Here is a 16,882-nt window from a genome sequence, read left to right as displayed (position 1 = left end):
TATCGCGGGCCTCAGCCCTCGAGGACGAAGTCCGCTCCGAGCTGCTGCAGCTTGGTGATGAACCTCTCGTAGCCGCGGCTGATGATCCCGACGTTGCTGACGGTCGAGCGTCCCTCTGCGGTCAGGGCCGCGATGAGGTGGCTGAACCCGCCGCGCAGGTCGGGGATCTCGATGTCGGCGCCCCTCAGGTCGACCGGGCCCATGATCACCGCGGAGTGGTTGAAGTTGCGCTGGCCGAACCGGCAGGCGTGTCCGCCGAGGCACTCCTTGTGCACCTGGATCTTCGCGCCCATGTCGATGAGCGCGTCCACAAAGCCGAAACGCTGCTCGTACACCGTCTCGTGCACGATGGACACACCGCTCGCCTTGGTCAGCGCGACCACCAGCGGCTGCTGCCAGTCGGTCATGAAGCCCGGGTGCACGTCGGTCTCGATGACGACCGGCTTGAGCTCGCCTCCGGGGTGGAAGAAGCGGATGCCGTCGTCGTGGATCTCGAACGCGCCACCGACCTTGCGGAACACGTTGAGGAAGGTGAGCATCTCGGGCTGGCGCGCACCGCCGACGTAGATGTCGCCGGAGGTCGCGAGGGCGGCGGCCGCCCAGCTGGCGGCCTCGTTGCGGTCGAACAGCGCGGTGTGGCTGTAGCCGACCAGCTTGTCGACGCCCTCGATGCGGATCACGCGGTCGGTGTCGACCGAGATGATCGCGCCCATCTTCTGGAGCACGTTGATGAGATCCATGATCTCGGGCTCGATCGCCGCGCCCTTGAGCTCGGTGATGCCCTCGGCGCGGACGGCCGTGAGCAGGACCTGCTCGGTGGCGCCGACACTCGGGTACGGGAGCTCGAGCTTGGCGCCGTGGAGGCCCTCCGGAGCCGACATGCGGATGCCGCTCGGGAGCTTGTCGACGACCGCGCCGAACTTGCGGAGCACCTCGAGGTGGTAGTCGATCGGACGGTCGCCGATGCGGCAGCCGCCGAGATCGGGGATGAACGCCTCGCCCAGCCGGTGCAGCAGCGGGCCGCAGAACAGGATCGGGATGCGGCTGGAGCCCGCGTGCGCGTCGATGTCGGCCATGTGGGCGGACTCGACGGCGCTGGGGTCGAGCAGCAGCTCGCCCTCCTCGGCGCCGTCGGTCACCTTGACGCCGTGCACCTCGAGGAGGCCGCGGACGACCCGCACATCGCTGATGTCCGGCACGTTCCGCAGCACGCTCGGGCCTTCGCCCAGCAGGGCGGCGACCATGGCCTTCGTGACGAAGTTCTTGGCGCCGCGCACCTCGATGCGGCCCCGCAGGGGGATGCCGCCGTTGATGGTGATGCGGTCGGCCGTGAGGCCGACGTGTGCGCCGGCCGCCTGAGCGTCCTGAAGAAGAGAGTTCAAAGTTTCACCGGGAGGGTCTTGGGCCGCCAGCTTGCGCGGGCGGCTTCGAATTCGGAGATGCGCGCCTCGTCGCGCAGGGTCAGAGCGATGTCGTCCAACCCTTCGAGCAAACGCCAGCGAGTGTAGTCGTCGATGTCGAAAGACACCTGCACTTCACCGACGGTCGCAGTCTTGGCAACCAGATCGACGGTCGCCGCTATTCCCGGGCTGGCCTCGATGGCCGCCCAGAGACGCTCGGCGTCCTGCTCGGAGATGATTCCTGTGAGAAGGCCCTGCTTTCCCGAGTTGCCCCGGAAGATGTCCGCGAACCGAGGGCTGAGCACGACCCGGAAGCCGTAGTCGCGCAACGCCCAGACGGCGTGCTCGCGGGAGGATCCCGTACCGAAGTCGGAGCCCGCGACGAGGACGCTCGCGCCCTGGTAGGCCTCCTGGTTCAGGATGAACGCGGGGTCTTTGCGCCACTCGTGGAAGAGCGCGTCGTCGAAGCCGGTCTTGGTCACGCGCTTGAGGAAGACCGCGGGGATGATCTGGTCGGTGTCGACGTTGGACCGGCGGAACGGAACGGCCACGCCGGTGACGGTCTCGAACTTCTCCATCAGGCGCCCACCTTCTCTCCCGTGCGGCCCGCGCCGTCCGGATCGTTCGCGTCGTCGTGCTCGAGGTCCCACGGGCTCGACAGCGTGCCGCGGATCGCCGTGGCGGCCGCGACGAGCGGCGACACCAGGTGCGTGCGTCCGCCCTTGCCCTGCCGGCCCTCGAAGTTGCGGTTGGAGGTGGAGGCGCAGCGCTCCCCCGGCGCGAGCTGGTCGGGGTTCATGCCGAGGCACATCGAGCAGCCGGCGAACCGCCACTCGGCCCCGAACTCCTCGACGATCTTGTCGATGCCCTCCGCCTCGGCCTCGATGCGCACGCGCGCACTGCCGGGGACGACCATCACGCGCACGCCATCGGCCTTCGTGCGGCCCTTGATGACGGAGGCGAAGGCACGGAGGTCTTCGATGCGACTATTGGTGCACGAGCCCATGAACACGGCGTCGACGGGGATGCTCTTCATCGGCGTGCCCGGCGCCAGATCCATGTACTCCAGCGCCCGCTCGGCGGCGGCGCGCGCGTTCGGCTCGTCGATCGCGGCGGGGTCGGGCACGGCCTGGCTCAGCGAGACGCCCTGGCCGGGGTTCGTGCCCCAGGTGACGAACGGCTCGATCTCGGCGGCGTCGAGGTAGACCTCGGCGTCGAACACCGCGTCGTCGTCCGTCGCCAGCGTGTTCCAGTACGCGACCGCGTCGTCCCAGTCGGCGCCTTCCGGAGCGTGCGGACGGCCCTTCAGATAGGCGTACGTGGTCTCGTCGGGGGCGACCATGCCCGCGCGGGCGCCGGCCTCGATCGACATGTTGCAGATCGTCATCCGGCCCTCCATCGAGAGCGCGCGGATGGCGCTGCCGCGGTACTCGAGCACGTAGCCCTGCCCGCCGCCGGTGCCGATCTTCGCGATGACCGCGAGGATGATGTCTTTGGCCGTCACGCCGGGACGCAGTTCGCCCTCGACGGTGATGGCCATCGTCTTGAAGGGCTTGAGCGGCAGCGTCTGCGTGGCGAGCACGTGCTCCACCTCGCTGGTGCCGATCCCGAACGCCATCGCGCCGAACGCGCCGTGCGTGGAGGTGTGCGAGTCGCCGCAGACGACGGTGATGCCCGGCATGGTGAGGCCGAGCTGCGGGCCGACGACGTGCACGATGCCCTGCTCGACGTCGCCCAGCGAGTGCAGGCGGACTCCGAACTCCTCGGCGTTCCTGCGCAAGGTCTCGATCTGGGTGCGGCTGGTGAGATCGGCGATCGGGCGGTCGATTCCGATCGTGGGCGTGTTGTGGTCCTCGGTGGCGATGGTGAGGTCGGGGCGGCGGACCGGCCGGCCGGCCATCCTCAGGCCGTCGAACGCCTGCGGGCTGGTGACCTCGTGCACCAGGTGGAGGTCGATGTAGATCAGATCGGGCGTGCCATCCTCGCCCTTCACGACCAGGTGGTCGCGCCAGACCTTCTCCGCCAGCGTCAGCGGCGTGGTCTGCAGGGACTGCGGGGCCGGGGACTCCGACCCGGGGAACTGCGTCGTCATCTCGGTGTACTCCTTGAGCTTCGTGTACGGATCAGCCGTCGACGGCCTCCGCGGCGAGTGTGGCCGTCATCCCGATCAGATACGGGAACTAGGACTCGCCGCGGCGGCTAAGGAGAAGACCCGCGAACACGGGTTCAGAGTATCACCCGAGCTGGGCCCGGACTCGCAGGCGCGCTCACCGGTCAGGGTCGCGGACGGACGAACAGCACGGTGACGTTGTCGTGCCCGCCCGCCGTGACGGCGGCCTCCACGAGCACCGCTGCCGGGTCGTGCGGATCGCCGGCGAGGATCTCCGCGATGGTCTCGTCGCCCAGCTCGCGGGTGAGCCCGTCGGAGCAGATCAGGAACGCCGGGGCCGTCTCCGCCGGCAGCATCGAGCTGTCGGTGTCGACGAAGTCCTCGGCACCGAGCGCGCGCGTGATCACGTTGCGCTCGGGGTGCACCTCGGCCTGCTCCGGCGTGATGAGTCCCGCGTCGAGCAGCTCCTGCACCGCCGAGTGGTCGACGGTCAGGCGCTCCAGGCGGCGTCCGTCCCACCCATAGACGCGGGAGTCGCCGACGTTGATGACCATCCACTCCTCCGCCGCCCGCTCTGGCACGCGCACGCGGACCACACCGGCGAGCGTCGTGCCGGCGACCGCGGCCCCGGTCTCCTCCGCATCGGAGAGCGCGCGGACGGCGGCGTTGGCCTCGTCGACGGCGGTGATCACCTCGTCGGGGGTGGGAGTGGTGCCGAGGGCGAGGGTCCGTGCGAGGCTCTCGACGGCGGTGCGGCTCGCGACGTCGCCGCGCGCGTGACCTCCCATCCCGTCCGCCACGACGAAGACCGGATCCTGCGAGAGATAGCTGTCTTCGTTGACCTGCCGAACCGCACCGATATCGCTGCGGGCGCTCACGTCGACGGCAGATGTCATGTGCGGGGGTCCTCCGTGCCGGTCTCGGTCGGTGCGGTCGTGGGCGGCAGGGCCTCGGCCGTCGACGTCTCGACGCTCGTGTCGTTCTCCGTGGCGTCGTCATCCCCGTGGATGGCGTCGGCGACGGTGCTGCCGCTCATGCGCAGCTTGACAAGACTAGCGACCGTCGCGACCGCCATAGCGCCGACGATCACGGCGAGGGAGGTCCAGGTGCTGATGTCGGGCGCCCATTCGATGTGCTCGCCGCCGTTGATGAACGGCAGCTCGTTCTCGTGCATGGCGTGGAAGACGAGCTTGACGCCGATGAACGCGAGGATGAACGCGATGCCGTACTTGAGGTAGACGAGCTTCTCGAGCAGGTGACCCAGGAGGAAGTAGAGCTGGCGCAGGCCCATCAGCGCGAAGACGTTGGCGGTGAACACGATGAACGGGCTCTGGGTGATCCCGAAGATCGCGGGGATGGAGTCGAGCGCGAACAGCAGGTCGGTCGTGCCGAGGGCGAGGAAGACGATGATCAACGGCGTGAACATGCGTCGGCCGTTCACCATCGTGCGCAGCTTGTTGCCCTCGTACTGGTCGGAGACCTTCAGCCGCTTGCGCGCGAAGCGGATGAACCAGCTGTCGTTCTCGCCCTCCTCGTCGTGGTTGCCGAACGCCTGGTTGATCGCCGTCCAGAGCAGGAAGGCTCCGAAGATGTAGAAGATCCAGCTGAAGCTCGCGATGAGGCCCGCGCCGAGCAGGATGAACACGCCGCGGAAGATCAGCGCGAGGATGATGCCCACCATGAGCACCTCCTGCTGGTACTTCCTGGGCACCGCGAACCGGCTCATGATGATCACGAAAACAAAGAGGTTGTCGATGCTGAGGCTGTATTCGGTCAGCCAGCCGGCGAGGAACTGGCCTGCGTGCTCCGCGTCGCCCACCAGCAGCATCAGCAGCGCGAAGATCAGCGCCAGGGCCACGTAGAACGACACCCACAGCGCCGACTCCTTCGGGCTCGGGATGTGCGGCCTCTTGAAGACGATGAGCAGGTCGAAGGCGAGGATGAGCAGAAGGACGACGAAGCTGCCGACCTCGAACCAGAGGGGAAGGGCGAGATGCACCGGGGAGGACCTTTCGAAGGGCGTACACGACGGACCCGAAAGTCTCTCCCGCACTCTTCGGTGCCGCTGTGCCCGGGTTCAGACGAACCGTGATGACGTCCACAGCGCGGAGCCGTTCGGCTCCTTCGGGATACTCCCCTTCGCAGGCCCCCAGTCTAGCGGGTCGAGGAGTATCGTCCGCCCCATGCGGCGGGTGGACTTCGACAGCACGGCGATCGTGTCGGCCGGCTACGACGCGGCGACCGCCGTGCTGGAGATCGAGTTCGCCGGCGGAGGCGTCTACCGCTACCGACTCGTGCCGCCGCACGTCTGGCGTGACCTCCGGGAGGCGGAGTCGGCCGGGCGCTATTTCGCCGAGAACATCCGCGACCGGTATCCGGAGGAATGGATGCCGTGAGCGGCGGCCCTCACGCCAGGGTCGCCGCCCACTCGGCGACGCGGCGCGCGCTCTCCTCCTCCGAGAGGTCTTCGACGCGGGTCATGATCGACCAGCGGATGCCGTACGGGTCGCGGATGCTGGCGTAACGGTCGCCGGAGACGAAGTCGGCGACGGGCTCGCGGACGGTCGCCCCTGCGGCCTCGGCGGCTTCGACGACGGCATCCACGTCGGGCACGTACAGGCCCAGCGAGTAGCAGTCGTCGTCTCCTGCAGGTGGAGGCACGAGATGGTAGTCGGGGATGGGCTCGCCGAGCTGGAGCAGCCCGTGCCCGAAGTCGAGGACGGCGTGCGCGACGACGCCGCCCAGCTCCGTCACGTCTACCACGCGGGCTCCGAACACGTCGCGGTAGAAAGCGATGGCTTCGCGGGCCTCCGGGATCACGAGGAACGGGGTGATGCTGCTGGCGCCCCGCGGGGTGCCGTTGTCGGTGTGGCTGCCGTGCGCTGCTCTGGTCATGCGTCCGAACCTACGGCTCAGGCGGGCGCGGGGCTTGAAGATTCGCGCCAGCTCCCGGCGCGGATAGGGTGAACGCGTGAACGCCGTTCCGGCCTCCTCGCGCGGGGTGCTCTACCCGGCGAGGCTGCCGACCTTTCATCGCGAGCCCGTCGTGGGCGACCTCGCGGCGTTCGTCCGCTGGTTCTGGATCCCGGAATGGGAGATCGAGCCCGGTCGCTCATCGCGTCAGCACATCGTGGGCTTCCCCGCCTGCAACCTCGTCGTGGAGAACGCCACGACGGGGATCTCCGGTCCGACGACGCGGGCCTCCTACCGCGACCTGTCCGGCGCCGGGTGGGCCGTCGGCGCGTTGCTGCGACCGGCTGCGGTGCCGGCGCTGATCGGCGATGCGACCGAGCTCCGCGACGCCTACCAGGAGGTCGACCTCCCCGAGCTGACCGCCGCCGTGCGCGCGGCCATGACGAGCGGCGCCCCTCCCGACGCGCGCCGCCGCTCGGCGATCGCGGCCTTCGGCGCGTGGCTGCTGGACCGGCTGGGCGCCCCGAGCTCGGACGGGCTGCTCGCCAACCGGATGGTCGAGCTCGCGGAGGCCGAGACGACCCTGCTCACTGTGCCGGATCTCGCCGCCCGTCTGAACGTCTCCACCCGGACGTTGCAGCGCCTCTCCGCCCGCTATGTCGGGCTGCCACCGGCGGCGCTGATCCGACGCCGAAGACTCCAGGAGGCGGCGGAGCGACTCCGGGACGATCCGACCCTCGACCTCACCCCGCTCGCGCACGAGCTGGGCTACGCCGACCACGCCCACCTGACGAACGACTTCCGAATCACCCTCGGCTTCACTCCGAGCAGTTACCGCCGCTCGCAGGCGACGTAGCCACAGGCGGGTAGAAACACAAAAACCCCCGACGTCAGACGCCGTCCGAGGACAAGAAGCGAACCGAGCGCAGGATCGAGATCTGCAAGCGGATCCAGTGCGGGCGCGTGAGCGGTAGGTCTTGACGCATAGGCTCGGAGTGTGAGCCAAGTAGCTGGCCGGCAGGTCGTGATCCTCGTCGTCGGTCGACCGGTTTCGGGAAAATCGACCCTCGCGGAGAATATCCGGCACGTGGGATCTGCCGATTCTCGCATCGAGCAGCAGGCCCCGAAACCGCGCCACGGGTTCTCCGCGAGCTAGCAACGCTACTCGGCTGAATCGGCGACGCCCGCGACACGATCCTCTAGCGAAGGTGCTTCGTCAGGGTACGAAGCGAAGCACGTTCGTGTCTCTTCGAACGAAGCCGACGGACTCGTAAAGTCGCAGCGCTGATTCCCGCGACGGCCTCGACGTGAGGTCGAGCGTGCGCAACCTTCGCTCAGACGCGAGTGCGGTCATTCGTTCGAGCAGAAGTCGCGCGATCCCGCGGCCCCGCATGGAGGCGTCGACGACCACATCGTCGACATGCCCTCGAAGACCCGACGGTAAAGGAAAGGTGACGAGAGTCGCCATGCCCACGATCCGGCCGCCGGCTCGCGCAACGATCAGCTCGGTCGCATCATGATCGAGCAACGCGTTTATACGATATCTGTCGAACTTCGCGGTTGTTGAAAGCTGCGACAGAAGGTGCGCCAGCTCGCGGGCGTCCTCGTCTGACAGCGACGTCAATAGATCAACGGAAACGACCAGCTCAGTCATCTCGCCAACCTATCGCGGTGTCCGAAACAGGATCCCCTAGTGGACAGTGTGAAGGCTGACGGGTCTGAGTTGAGGTAGTCACGCCGAGTTGTCTGCGGCAGTCTGAAACGCAGTTCGCTCAGTGCCGGCTACGACAGGCGCTGGTCGGTTCGGCGCCCGTCGTCTTCCCGATATGGCGCACGCGAATCCCGGGGCGTAGACCTGGTTAGTCACGGGAGGCACACGATGAAGATCAGGGATCGCGAGCGGATGCTGGAAGCGGTGAAGCGGTCGCAGTTCGAAGCAAGAACCAACTACGTGGACGCGGTGCGAGTGCTCGCCCGTTCGAATGTGCACATCGGGATGGAACTCGTCTCCGTCCTCGACGAGGACAAGCCGGCGAAGCTCGTCGGTAGGAAGGATGGCTTGCGGGCCGCCCTCTCCGTCATCAGTTCCAAAGAGTTCTTAGAGCAGCCGATGTCGAGGTTCCGCAACGAGCACGGCCGGACCTACTCCCTTTCGGTGGACGACCCCGGATGGGACTTCTGGGTGGGCGACGAAGCGGATGGCTTCTTTTGCGGCCTAGTCGAGCCGGTCAGACACGCAACCAATTACCTCGTGGAGGCGACGGTCCCCGAATGGAGCGCGGAACGGATCCCCGTTCTGTGGGCGCTCGACTTCGGCGAGCTCTCCTCGGAAACCGTCTACTTCGCGACCAACGACCGCGGCTACGCGTACATGGCTCTCGGGGCGGCTAAACCAGTTGCGAAGAAAGGGTGGGAGCCGCGACTCAGCGATTTCACCGTCGAACTGGATCGGACCCGGCGAGCGTTGACCGAGGCGATCGCGGCGGTGGCTCCGATGCTGGATGCGCCTGCTCTTGCGGGCGTGTGCTGGCAGTACTTCACCGAGGCGCACGGCCTTCGAGGTGATGGGACCGACCCGCGGGACGCAATCCGGGATCGCTCACCGGGCGTCTTTGCTCCCGACCTGCTAGATCGGCGTCCGTAGCGGAAACCCATGTAGCGATCGCGCGACGCTGAATAGCCTCTGCAGCGACCCTCTGCAGCGACCCGTAATGCTCCCGCGGAGAAGATAACTACGCCCGCTCCTGGGAGGGCCAGCCCTAGCGCCCACCCAGGGAGTCCCAGAAGGCCAGCGACCAGCGGCCAGACAAGCGCGACGCACGCGCCGACCGCTCCAAGAAGAAGCGCTCCGCGGCGGCATCCTCGAACCGACGGCAGACTTCGTGCTTGAAGGGCGAAGTCGTGTCCCTCTGAATGGCTCTCCACGCCCGCAAAGCTACGCCAGGCTTACCGCAGTCATGAAGCGCGTGTGTGCCTCCTCCGTGTGTCTATCTCGTCGCAGCTCACGCTTGATCCGAATCGGCACGGGCGTCCGCAAGCCGGTCCATCAGCGAACTACCCACGAACCGCAAAACGAGGGCGACGATATCAGCCGCTAATTGAGCATGGGAGTCCCCCATACCTGTCCCGCGAAAATGTCCGGTGAAGGGGCGCTAAACGCTACACGCTCGCTGAGGCTCGGCCGCAGAACGGACCGCCTCGCCGGGACGAGTATTCTCTCGAGCCGGAATCGCTGCGGGCACATCGCATCGGTTGCTGCGGCGCGGTTCATGGGAGGTTGTTCGGACTTCGCTTCCCTCGGAGGCAAACGAGTCATCCAGTTGCGCATTGCGTAAGCCCTAATCCACGGCAAGGCGTCTTGTGGAAATGTGAGCATGCGGAGCCAAGTGGACCGCTTCGGGCATCATTGTCAGCGTGCACACGACGGCGATCCAGAGACTCCGTAAGGAGATGATGCGCCGCATGAACGACGGCTGGCACCTCGACGGCGACATTTCCTCCGAAGAGATGCGGATGCGCCACCTCGTCACGCCGCCCGCTTGGCGCCTCTTGATCGAGTTCCTCAATCCAGTGGCGTGGCTCCTGGGACCGACGTATCCGACGGTCTACCGGCGGATGCATGTACGGGTGGACGAAGGTGGCCGACTACATCGCCGCACGACGGGAAAGATCCCACCCGACTGGCCGCAGTCCCACTCGTGGGAAGCGCCAGACGGCCCGGTCGACCCGTGAGTCGAGCTCCGAAAGTGCGGCGGGTCAGCGCATCCTGAAGAACCAACTGCCTTCAGTCTCTCTGTCGACGGATTCCTGAGACTCGACGACCACATCGCTTCGGGCGATATCGGTGGATGAGAAGCCGACGCTCCGCATAACCGCCATCACCGAGTCGACAAGCGTTAGATCGGATCTGAGAGCGTCCCGTTCCACGTCGGTTGTCGTACACAGCCACACGCCTGCACCCGGAAGCTCCGGGAAGGCTCCGACGAACCTCGTTCTGGTGACGCCTCGTGACCCATACATCTCAGCGAGGACGGCTTCGACCTCGTCCAACAGCCTCCAACGTCGATCACTTCCAAGTGACATGTGCCCGACTCTATGACGACAGACCTCGGTCATCTGAGATCCACGCAACCATTGGCCGAAAGAGTTCCCCACGCGCCAGGTTCGCGCAGCCAACGACCGCGTAATAAAAAAGCCCGCTTCCCTTGAAAATCAAGGGAAGCGGGCGATGGTGACCCCAGCGGGATTTGAACCCGCGTTACCGCCGTGAGAGGGCGACGTCCTAGGCCGCTAGACGATGGGGCCGTCTTGCAACTCATCGATAATGCCACAGATGGCCCCCGACCTCCAAAACGAGCGGGTCAGCCCGGGAGTGTCGCACCGCCGTTCAGGCGAGGACGCGGAGCGCGCCCGGCACCACGGCGACCTCGACCGGGAGAGGGCCGATCCGCTCCCCGTCGGCGTAGGCGATCACGCCGTCGGCCTCGATGCGCACCGTGCTCAGGGAGCGGAAGGAGACCTCCGGAAGCCCCGTGTGCTCGCCGCGGAACACCTTGGGGAAGAGCCGCAGGAAGCGCGGGCGCGACATCGCCGTCACGACGAAGAGGTCGAAGCGGCCGTCGTCGAGGGCGGCGTGCGGCGCGATGCGCATCCCGCCGCCGAGCGAGCGGTTGTTGGCGACCGAGACCAGCATGGCGTCCGCGGCGATCTGCTCGCCGTCGGCCACGATGCGGTACGGGCGCGCGTGCAGCGTCGCCAGCTCCCGGAGGAGCGCGAAGACGTACCGGCTGCGGCCGCGCGGCCGCGTCATCAGGTTGGCACGCTCGTTCACCGTCGCGTCGAAGCCGGCGGACAGCACGCAGCCGAACCAGGTCGTGAGCTCGGCGTGCAGCTCGCCATGGCGGATGACGCCCGCGTCGATCACGCGCGGCGGCCGCTGCAGAGCCTCCAGCAGCAGGTCGATGGCGGCCTCGCTGTCGTCGGTCGGGATGCTCAGGCCGTCGGCGAGGTCGTTGCCGGTGCCGCTCGGCACGATCCCGAGCGGGATGTCCGTCTGGGCGACGATGTTGATGCCGAGGTTCGCCATCCCGTCTCCCCCGACGACGACCAGGGCGTCCGCTCCGGCCTCCACGGCCCGCGCCGTCTCGCGCCGCAGCAGCTCGATGTTGGCCTCGTCCACGGGGATCACGGTGTGGCCGGCGGCGCGCAGCCGTTCGACGACCCGGGGTCCGACGTCTCGCCGCCGGCCGAACGACGCCATCGGGTTGACCGCTACCACGACGGTGCGAGGGGTGACAGGCATAGACCACGACTATGACACAGCGGGAGGATGATGAAGCCATGAGACTCACCAAGTTCGAACACGCCGCCCTGCTCCTCGAGGACTCGGGTAAGAAGCTGTTCCTCGATCCCGGATCGTTCACGTCGCCCCTGACCGACACGGCGAACACCTCCGCCGTCGTGATCACGCACGAGCACGCGGACCACTGGACCCCCGAGCAGCTGAACCGCATCCTCGAGCTGAACCCCGACGTCCCGATCTTCGCGCCGGAGGGCGTCGCCAAAGCAGCGGCCGACTTCGACGTCACCGTCGTCCACGCCGGCGACACGGTGGAGGCCGGCCCGTTCACCCTCCGCTTCTTCGGAGGCCGTCACGCCGTCATCCACGAGAGCATCCCGGTCGTCGACAACCTGGGCGTGCTCATCAACGACGAGCTGTACTACGCGGGAGACTCGTTCGTCATCCCGGAGGGGGTGGCGGTCGACGTGCTGGCCGTCCCCGCCGGCGCTCCGTGGCTGAAGATCGCCGAGACGATCGACTACGTGCTCGCGACCAAGCCGAAGCGCAGCTTCGCCACGCACGAGATGGTGCTCTCGCGGGCGGGCAAGGACATGGCGAACGCCCGGATCGGCTGGGCCACCGAGCAGGGCGGCGGCGAGTTCTTCGCCCTGGAGCCTGGCGACACGCTCGACCTGTGAGCACCGACTCGCGGCCGGCGGTCGTCTGGTTCCGCGACGACCTCCGGGTCGCCGACAACCCCGCGCTCGACGCCGCCGCGCGCAGCGGCAGGCCGGTGGTGTGCGTCTATCTCTGGGATGACGCCTCCCCCGGCCTGCGGCCGCCCGGCGGCGCCGCCCGCTGGTGGCTGCACCACAGCCTCGGCGCGCTGGACGCCGAGCTCCGCGTGCGCGGGGCGAGCCTCCTGGTGCGACGGGGAGCGGCCGAGACCGAGCTGTCGGCGCTCACGTCCGAGCTCGACGCGGGCACGCTTTTCTGGAACCGCCGCTACGGCGGTGCTGAACGCCGCATCGACGCTGCGGTCAAGTCGGCCGCACGGGAGGCCGGGATCGACGCGCAGAGTTTCGGGGCGAACCTGCTCTTCGAGCCGTGGACGGTCCGCACCGGAGCGGGAACCGCGTTCTCGGTGTTCACGCCGTTCTGGCGGGCATGCCTGTCGGCGCCTGCGCCCCGCAAGCCCCTCGCCGCTCCCACCGCACTGTCGGCGGCGCGGCAGCCGCGCGGCCTCCGCATCGACGACCTCGCATTGCTGCCCACGCACCCCGACTGGGCGGGCGGCCTCCGCGACGCGTGGGAGCCGGGAGAGCGCGCCGCGCACGATGACCTCGCGAGCTTCGTCGCCGACGACCTCGAACGGTACCGGGAGGACCGCGACGCACCGGGGATCGCAGCGACGTCGCGGCTGTCGCCGCGGCTGCGCTGGGGAGAGCTCAGCCCGCACCAGGTCTGGCACGCCGCCTCCGCCGCGCGCGACCGCCACCGCGGCCTCGCCGACAGCGCGGCCGTCTTCCTCTCCGAGCTCGGCTGGCGCGAGTTCGCCTATCACACGCTCTTCGAGCACCCCGACATCGCGACGGTCAACATCCACCGTCAGTACGACGCCTTCCCGTGGCCGCGGCTGCACCCCGGCGCACTGGAAGCCTGGCAGCAGGGCCGCACCGGCATCCCGCTCGTGGACGCGGGCATGCGCGAACTGTGGACGACGGGCACCATGCACAACCGGGTGCGGATGGTCACGGCGTCGTTCCTCACCAAGAACCTGCTCATCGACTGGCGGCACGGCGAGCAGTGGTTCTGGGACACCCTGGTCGACGCCGACCCGGCCAGCAACCCGTTCAACTGGCAGTGGGTCGCCGGCTCCGGCGCGGACGCCGCACCGTACTTCCGCGTCTTCAACCCCGAACTGCAGCGCACGAAGTTCGATCCGCACGGCGACTACGTGCGGCGCTGGGTGCCGGAGTGGGACGGCGACGACTACCCGGAGCCGGTCGTCGATCTCGCCGAGACCCGCCGGGCGGCGCTCGCCGCCTACGAGACGGTGAAGGGGTCGGCTCAGCGCGCGTGATCGGCGAGGATCTGGTCCACGTCGATCTGCTGAAGGAGGGCCGGCCAGTCGAGCGAGCGCGCCACATCCACGAGATCTTCGTCGGCCAGCACCTTGCCGCTGCGCTCGACGACGATGCCCGACGGCAGCATGCGGTTGAGCTCGGCCAGGATGGCGTCGTCGACCGCTTCGGTGTCGAAGTCGGCCCCGACCTGGGCGTAGTAGTCCGACGAGAGGGTGTAGGAGACGATCCCGGCTTCGATGCGGCTCATGTCCGGCATCGTAGTCCCCTCACTCGGCCGCGACCTCGTGGTCGGCCTCCCACGCCGCGATCTCCGCGCGGCGCGACGCCCCCAGCTTCACGAGGATGTGCTCGACGTGGGTCGCGACGGTGCGCGGCGTGATGTGGAGCTCCTCCGCGATCTGCCGGTTCGTGGCGCCGGTCGCGATCCGGCGGGCCACCTCCTCCTCCCTGGCGCTCAGCACGGTCGGCGCGACGCCCTCCGCCAGGCGCGCCGCGAGCTCGTCCGCAGTGGCCTGGAGGACGGTGCCAGCGACGCGTTCGCGGGCGGCGTCGACGAGCTGCGCCGCTTCCAGCGGGCTGCGCGTGCGCCGGGCGCACTCGGCGCGGTCGAGCAGGGCCTGCGATCCCTCCCACCAGCGCCCGATGGCGTCCCAGCCGGCGGAGGCCTCGGCCAGCAGGTCGCGCGCCTCCGTCAGCCGTCGTTCGCGGAGTGCGAGGAGGCCGGCTGCGTGCCTGATCGCGAACTCGGTTCCGTGGATGCCGCGCCGCTCGACGAGCCCTGTCACCTCGTCGAGCCAGGCTCGCGCCCCCGGGATGTCGCCCAGGGCGAGGTGTGCCCGCACGCCGGTGACCGCGAACGGGAAGACGTACGCCGAGTCCTCCACGCGGCGCGACTCCTGCGCTCCGCGCTCGCTGAGCCGCACGGCCGTGCGCGGATCGCCCGAGCGCAGCGCCACCTCGGCGAGACCCCAGAGCGCCGGCGACAGCCGCTGCAGCTCCTGCATCCGCTCGCCGATCTCGCGGGCGCGCGTCAGCAGCTCCTGCGCGCGCGGCAGCTCGCCCGCCGACAGAGCCCGGTAGCCGAGCACGTGCAGCGCGGTCACCTCCGTGGTGATCCCGCCGCGTCCGTCGGCCAGGGTGCGGCCGGCGAGGCTCTCCGCTCCCGGGAGGTCGCCCGTCGCCCAGCGCACGTGGGCCAGGTGCGCGGCGAGGTAGTGCGCGTCGTTCCAGCGCTCGATGCGCTCGGCGTACGAGATCCCGTCGGCCAGCCACTCCGCCCCTCGCTCGTACTGCAGGAGCACGGACGCGCTCGAACCGAGCATCCGGTACGCCCGGGCGGCGGCCTCCTCCTCACCGTGCGCGGCGCCGTCCTCCGCCGCGGAACGCAGCAGTTCCCAGGCCGGCTCGCCCGCTCCGGCGAACACGAGCACCGAGCCGAGGGTCGCGTCGATCGCGATGCGGTCGCTCTCGGCGGTGAGGAGACCGCGTGCCTCCTCGGCGACGCGTCGCGAGTCGTCGAGCCGCCGTTCGAGCATGGCGGCAGCGGCGTGCGCCGCCAGCAACCGGCCGCGCGCCTGCCGCGCTTCCGCACTGTCGTCGCCGTCGATCCAGCCGAGCCCCGCGCGGATGGCGGCGACGCGCGCCGCATAGTCCGCGCCCAGCAGATGACGGGAGGCGACCAGCGCCGGGACCACGGCCGCGGCCTCCACCTCGGCGCCCGCCGTGCGATAGAGCTCGACTGCGCGGGCCAGCTGCTTCTCGGCCTCCGCGTTCGCGTCAGCGGCCGCGAGCTCGGCTCCCAGCCTGCGCAGGAGGTCGGCGCGTTCCCGCACGTCCATTCCGAGCGGGAGGGTACGCTGCGCCCGCCGGTAGAGATCGACCGCCTCGCGATGGGCGGAGAGCGCCGAGGCTCTGGCGGCAGCACGGCGGGCCAGTGAGTAGGCCTCGCGAGCACGGCCCGCCCGCTCGCTGTGCAGCGACAGGAGGGCGTCGGAGAGGCCTGCGCCCGCGTCGACCACCCGCCCGTGCAGCACACGCCGACGACCCGACGGCAGCTCGGCGTACACCGCGTCGCGGATGAGCGCGTGCCGGAAGTCGAACGATCCGGCCGGCGCGCTGACCAGGAAGTGCCGGGCGACCAGCTCGTCGACGGCGGCCTCCCGGGCTCCGCGGTCCACCTCGTCGCCGATGACCACAGCGAGCATCCTGCTGTCGAAGTCGCGGCCGATCACGGCCGCCGCCTGCAGGACCGCGATCGTCTGCGCAGGAAGACCACCCATCCGCGCCAACACAGCGGCGGCGATGGTGTCGGGAGCGCCGTCGGCCTCCGCGGCGAGCAGCTCCTCCACGTGCAGCGGGATTCCGTCGCTCACAGCGACGAGGCGGGCGACCTCGTCGGCCGAGGCCGGGCTGCGGCGGATCGCCGCGATCATCTGCGCGACCCCGTCTGCGTCGAGGCGGACCGGTCGCACCTCCTCGGCCAGCCGGTGCGCCACCAGGTCGAGCCGCCAGGCCGTCGCCTCGGCCGACACCTCCGCGTCCTCGGTGCGGAATGTGGCGACGACGAGGCTCGGGCGCTCGCGCACGGCGACGGCCACCCGGCGCAGCACGTCGAGGCTGAGCTCGTCGGCCCAGTGCAGGTCTTCGAGCGTGAGCAGGGTCGGCGTCGCGAGCACGGCGGCGAGCGTCGACGCGAGCTGCGCGACCACCAGCCGGCGCGGCCGCTCGGTGCGCGGCGCCGGCGTGCCGGTCGGCGTCCCGCCGAGGACGAGGTCGCGGATGTGCGCTGCGGCTGCGGCGTCGCCCGCGTCCTCCAGCGCCGTCGCGATGTCGAGGATGAGCATGCCGGGCGTCTCGCTGTCGTCGGCGTAGGTGTCAGCGCGGAGGCGGCGGGCCCTGCCGCCCGCGACCGCTTCGTCCATCAGGCGGGACTTGCCGATGCCCGCCTCGCCCGAGATGAGGAGCACTCCCCCGTGGCCATCGGCTGCTGCGGCCGTGCGGCGGGCCGCGAGGGCGAGGAGGTCCTCCCGGCCGACGAAGACGGGACACACCCGTTCGAGGCTGTGCGATGAGGCGGCGCCTGCATCCATGG

General features: G+C 69.2%; 17 protein-coding genes and 1 tRNA gene. 6 read left to right on the top strand and 12 right to left on the bottom strand.

The genetic code is table 11. From position 1 onward, the window contains the following. Positions 1-11 precede the first annotated feature (11 nt). The 5 genes from murA to ASF88_RS14725 form a co-directional block, all read right to left on the bottom strand. Positions 12-1,382, bottom strand: a complete 1,371-nt coding sequence (gene murA, locus ASF88_RS14745; protein ID WP_055919915.1) for a UDP-N-acetylglucosamine 1-carboxyvinyltransferase — start codon at positions 1,380-1,382, stop codon at positions 12-14. Further along, positions 1,379-1,978 (bottom strand): 3-isopropylmalate dehydratase small subunit, encoded by a 600-nt coding sequence (gene leuD, locus ASF88_RS14740; protein ID WP_055919912.1) that lies wholly within the window; start codon positions 1,976-1,978, stop codon positions 1,379-1,381. Before leuD ends, murA begins: the two co-directional genes overlap by 4 nt. Further along, positions 1,978-3,492: a 3-isopropylmalate dehydratase large subunit gene (gene leuC / locus ASF88_RS14735; protein WP_235493471.1), complete on the bottom strand. Its 1,515-nt coding sequence runs from the start codon at positions 3,490-3,492 to the stop codon at positions 1,978-1,980. Before leuC ends, leuD begins: the two co-directional genes overlap by 1 nt. 182 nt (positions 3,493-3,674) lie before the next feature. Further along, positions 3,675-4,406 carry a PP2C family protein-serine/threonine phosphatase gene (locus ASF88_RS14730; RefSeq protein WP_082518980.1) on the bottom strand — a complete coding sequence of 244 codons (732 nt, stop codon included), beginning with the start codon at positions 4,404-4,406 and terminating at the stop codon, positions 3,675-3,677. Then, a complete protein-coding gene (locus ASF88_RS14725) occupies positions 4,403-5,509 on the bottom strand; it encodes a TerC family protein (protein ID WP_055919909.1) in 1,107 nt (368 codons plus the stop codon). Before ASF88_RS14725 ends, ASF88_RS14730 begins: the two co-directional genes overlap by 4 nt. A gap of 184 nt (positions 5,510-5,693) precedes the next feature. Between ASF88_RS14725 and ASF88_RS14720 the strand changes: the two genes are divergently transcribed. Continuing rightward, on the top strand, positions 5,694-5,906 hold the full coding sequence (locus ASF88_RS14720) for a KTSC domain-containing protein (RefSeq protein WP_055919905.1): 213 nt from the start codon (positions 5,694-5,696) through the stop codon (positions 5,904-5,906). Positions 5,907-5,916: 10 nt separating this feature from the next. Here the strand turns inward: ASF88_RS14720 and ASF88_RS14715 are convergent, their stop codons facing one another. Beyond that, positions 5,917-6,405, bottom strand: a complete 489-nt coding sequence (locus tag ASF88_RS14715; protein WP_055919902.1) for a VOC family protein — start codon at positions 6,403-6,405, stop codon at positions 5,917-5,919. 76 nt (positions 6,406-6,481) lie between these two features. On the opposite strand from ASF88_RS14715, the gene ASF88_RS14710 reads away from it, so the two are divergent. Next, entirely contained in the window at positions 6,482-7,279 is a 798-nt protein-coding gene (locus tag ASF88_RS14710) for a helix-turn-helix domain-containing protein (protein ID WP_055919899.1), read from the top strand. A 360-nt stretch (positions 7,280-7,639) separates the two neighbouring features. Here ASF88_RS14710 and ASF88_RS14705 read toward each other — a convergent pair whose 3' ends face one another. Further along, on the bottom strand, positions 7,640-8,077 hold the full coding sequence (locus ASF88_RS14705) for a GNAT family N-acetyltransferase (protein ID WP_055919896.1): 438 nt from the start codon (positions 8,075-8,077) through the stop codon (positions 7,640-7,642). 225 nt (positions 8,078-8,302) lie between these two features. Between ASF88_RS14705 and ASF88_RS14700 the strand changes: the two genes are divergently transcribed. Together ASF88_RS14700 and ASF88_RS14695 are read left to right on the top strand one after the other, a co-directional pair. Continuing rightward, entirely contained in the window at positions 8,303-9,067 is a 765-nt protein-coding gene (locus ASF88_RS14700) for a hypothetical protein (protein WP_055919893.1), read from the top strand. Between the two features lie 818 nt (positions 9,068-9,885). Beyond that, positions 9,886-10,155, top strand: coding sequence for a hypothetical protein (locus ASF88_RS14695; protein WP_157498363.1), 270 nt, complete (start codon positions 9,886-9,888; stop codon positions 10,153-10,155). A 24-nt stretch (positions 10,156-10,179) separates the two neighbouring features. Here the strand turns inward: ASF88_RS14695 and ASF88_RS14690 are convergent, their stop codons facing one another. The 3 genes from ASF88_RS14690 to ASF88_RS14680 all read right to left on the bottom strand — a co-directional run bounded on the left by ASF88_RS14690 (position 10,180) and on the right by ASF88_RS14680 (position 11,725). Continuing rightward, positions 10,180-10,506, bottom strand: coding sequence for a hypothetical protein (locus ASF88_RS14690; protein ID WP_157498362.1), 327 nt, complete (start codon positions 10,504-10,506; stop codon positions 10,180-10,182). A gap of 146 nt (positions 10,507-10,652) precedes the next feature. After that, positions 10,653-10,728, bottom strand: a tRNA-Glu gene (locus tag ASF88_RS14685). 82 nt (positions 10,729-10,810) lie between these two features. Further along, a complete protein-coding gene (locus ASF88_RS14680; protein WP_055919884.1) occupies positions 10,811-11,725 on the bottom strand; it encodes a diacylglycerol kinase family protein in 915 nt (304 codons plus the stop codon). 38 nt (positions 11,726-11,763) lie between these two features. Between ASF88_RS14680 and ASF88_RS14675 the strand changes: the two genes are divergently transcribed. Both ASF88_RS14675 and ASF88_RS14670 read left to right on the top strand, forming a co-directional pair. Next, a complete protein-coding gene (locus ASF88_RS14675) occupies positions 11,764-12,402 on the top strand; it encodes an MBL fold metallo-hydrolase (protein ID WP_055919881.1) in 639 nt (212 codons plus the stop codon). After that, positions 12,399-13,787 carry a cryptochrome/photolyase family protein gene (locus tag ASF88_RS14670; protein ID WP_055919877.1) on the top strand — a complete coding sequence of 463 codons (1,389 nt, stop codon included), beginning with the start codon at positions 12,399-12,401 and terminating at the stop codon, positions 13,785-13,787. Before ASF88_RS14675 ends, ASF88_RS14670 begins: the two co-directional genes overlap by 4 nt. Here ASF88_RS14670 and ASF88_RS14665 read toward each other — a convergent pair. After that, positions 13,775-14,038, bottom strand: a complete 264-nt coding sequence (locus ASF88_RS14665) for a hypothetical protein (RefSeq protein ID WP_082518979.1) — start codon at positions 14,036-14,038, stop codon at positions 13,775-13,777. The genes ASF88_RS14670 and ASF88_RS14665 overlap by 13 nt on opposite strands. 19 nt (positions 14,039-14,057) lie before the next feature. Continuing rightward, entirely contained in the window at positions 14,058-16,880 is a 2,823-nt protein-coding gene (locus tag ASF88_RS14660) for an ATP-binding protein (protein WP_162242579.1), read from the bottom strand. Between the last annotated feature and the right edge of the window lie 2 nt (positions 16,881-16,882).

This window comes from Leifsonia sp. Leaf336 (assembly GCF_001423695.1).
Taxonomy (GTDB): Bacteria; Actinomycetota; Actinomycetes; order Actinomycetales; family Microbacteriaceae; genus Leifsonia.
The sequence above is the reverse complement of the archived record's forward strand: the minus strand, read 5'-3'. Positions and strand labels throughout refer to the sequence as shown.

Coding starts and splice junctions, on each gene's coding strand:
- ASF88_RS14730 (WP_082518980.1), bottom strand. CDS start 4,406: ATGACATCTGCCGTCGACGTGAGCGCCCGCAGCGATATCGGTGCGGTT.
- leuD (WP_055919912.1), bottom strand. CDS start 1,978: ATGGAGAAGTTCGAGACCGTCACCGGCGTGGCCGTTCCGTTCCGCCGG.
- ASF88_RS14680 (WP_055919884.1), bottom strand. CDS start 11,725: ATGCCTGTCACCCCTCGCACCGTCGTGGTAGCGGTCAACCCGATGGCG.
- leuC (WP_235493471.1), bottom strand. CDS start 3,492: ATGACGACGCAGTTCCCCGGGTCGGAGTCCCCGGCCCCGCAGTCCCTG.
- ASF88_RS14695 (WP_157498363.1), top strand. CDS start 9,886: ATGAACGACGGCTGGCACCTCGACGGCGACATTTCCTCCGAAGAGATG.
- ASF88_RS14700 (WP_055919893.1), top strand. CDS start 8,303: ATGAAGATCAGGGATCGCGAGCGGATGCTGGAAGCGGTGAAGCGGTCG.
- ASF88_RS14690 (WP_157498362.1), bottom strand. CDS start 10,506: ATGTCACTTGGAAGTGATCGACGTTGGAGGCTGTTGGACGAGGTCGAA.
- ASF88_RS14715 (WP_055919902.1), bottom strand. CDS start 6,405: ATGACCAGAGCAGCGCACGGCAGCCACACCGACAACGGCACCCCGCGG.
- ASF88_RS14705 (WP_055919896.1), bottom strand. CDS start 8,077: ATGACTGAGCTGGTCGTTTCCGTTGATCTATTGACGTCGCTGTCAGAC.
- ASF88_RS14665 (WP_082518979.1), bottom strand. CDS start 14,038: ATGAGCCGCATCGAAGCCGGGATCGTCTCCTACACCCTCTCGTCGGAC.
- ASF88_RS14675 (WP_055919881.1), top strand. CDS start 11,764: ATGAGACTCACCAAGTTCGAACACGCCGCCCTGCTCCTCGAGGACTCG.
- ASF88_RS14660 (WP_162242579.1), bottom strand. CDS start 16,880: ATGGATGCAGGCGCCGCCTCATCGCACAGCCTCGAACGGGTGTGTCCC.
- ASF88_RS14720 (WP_055919905.1), top strand. CDS start 5,694: ATGCGGCGGGTGGACTTCGACAGCACGGCGATCGTGTCGGCCGGCTAC.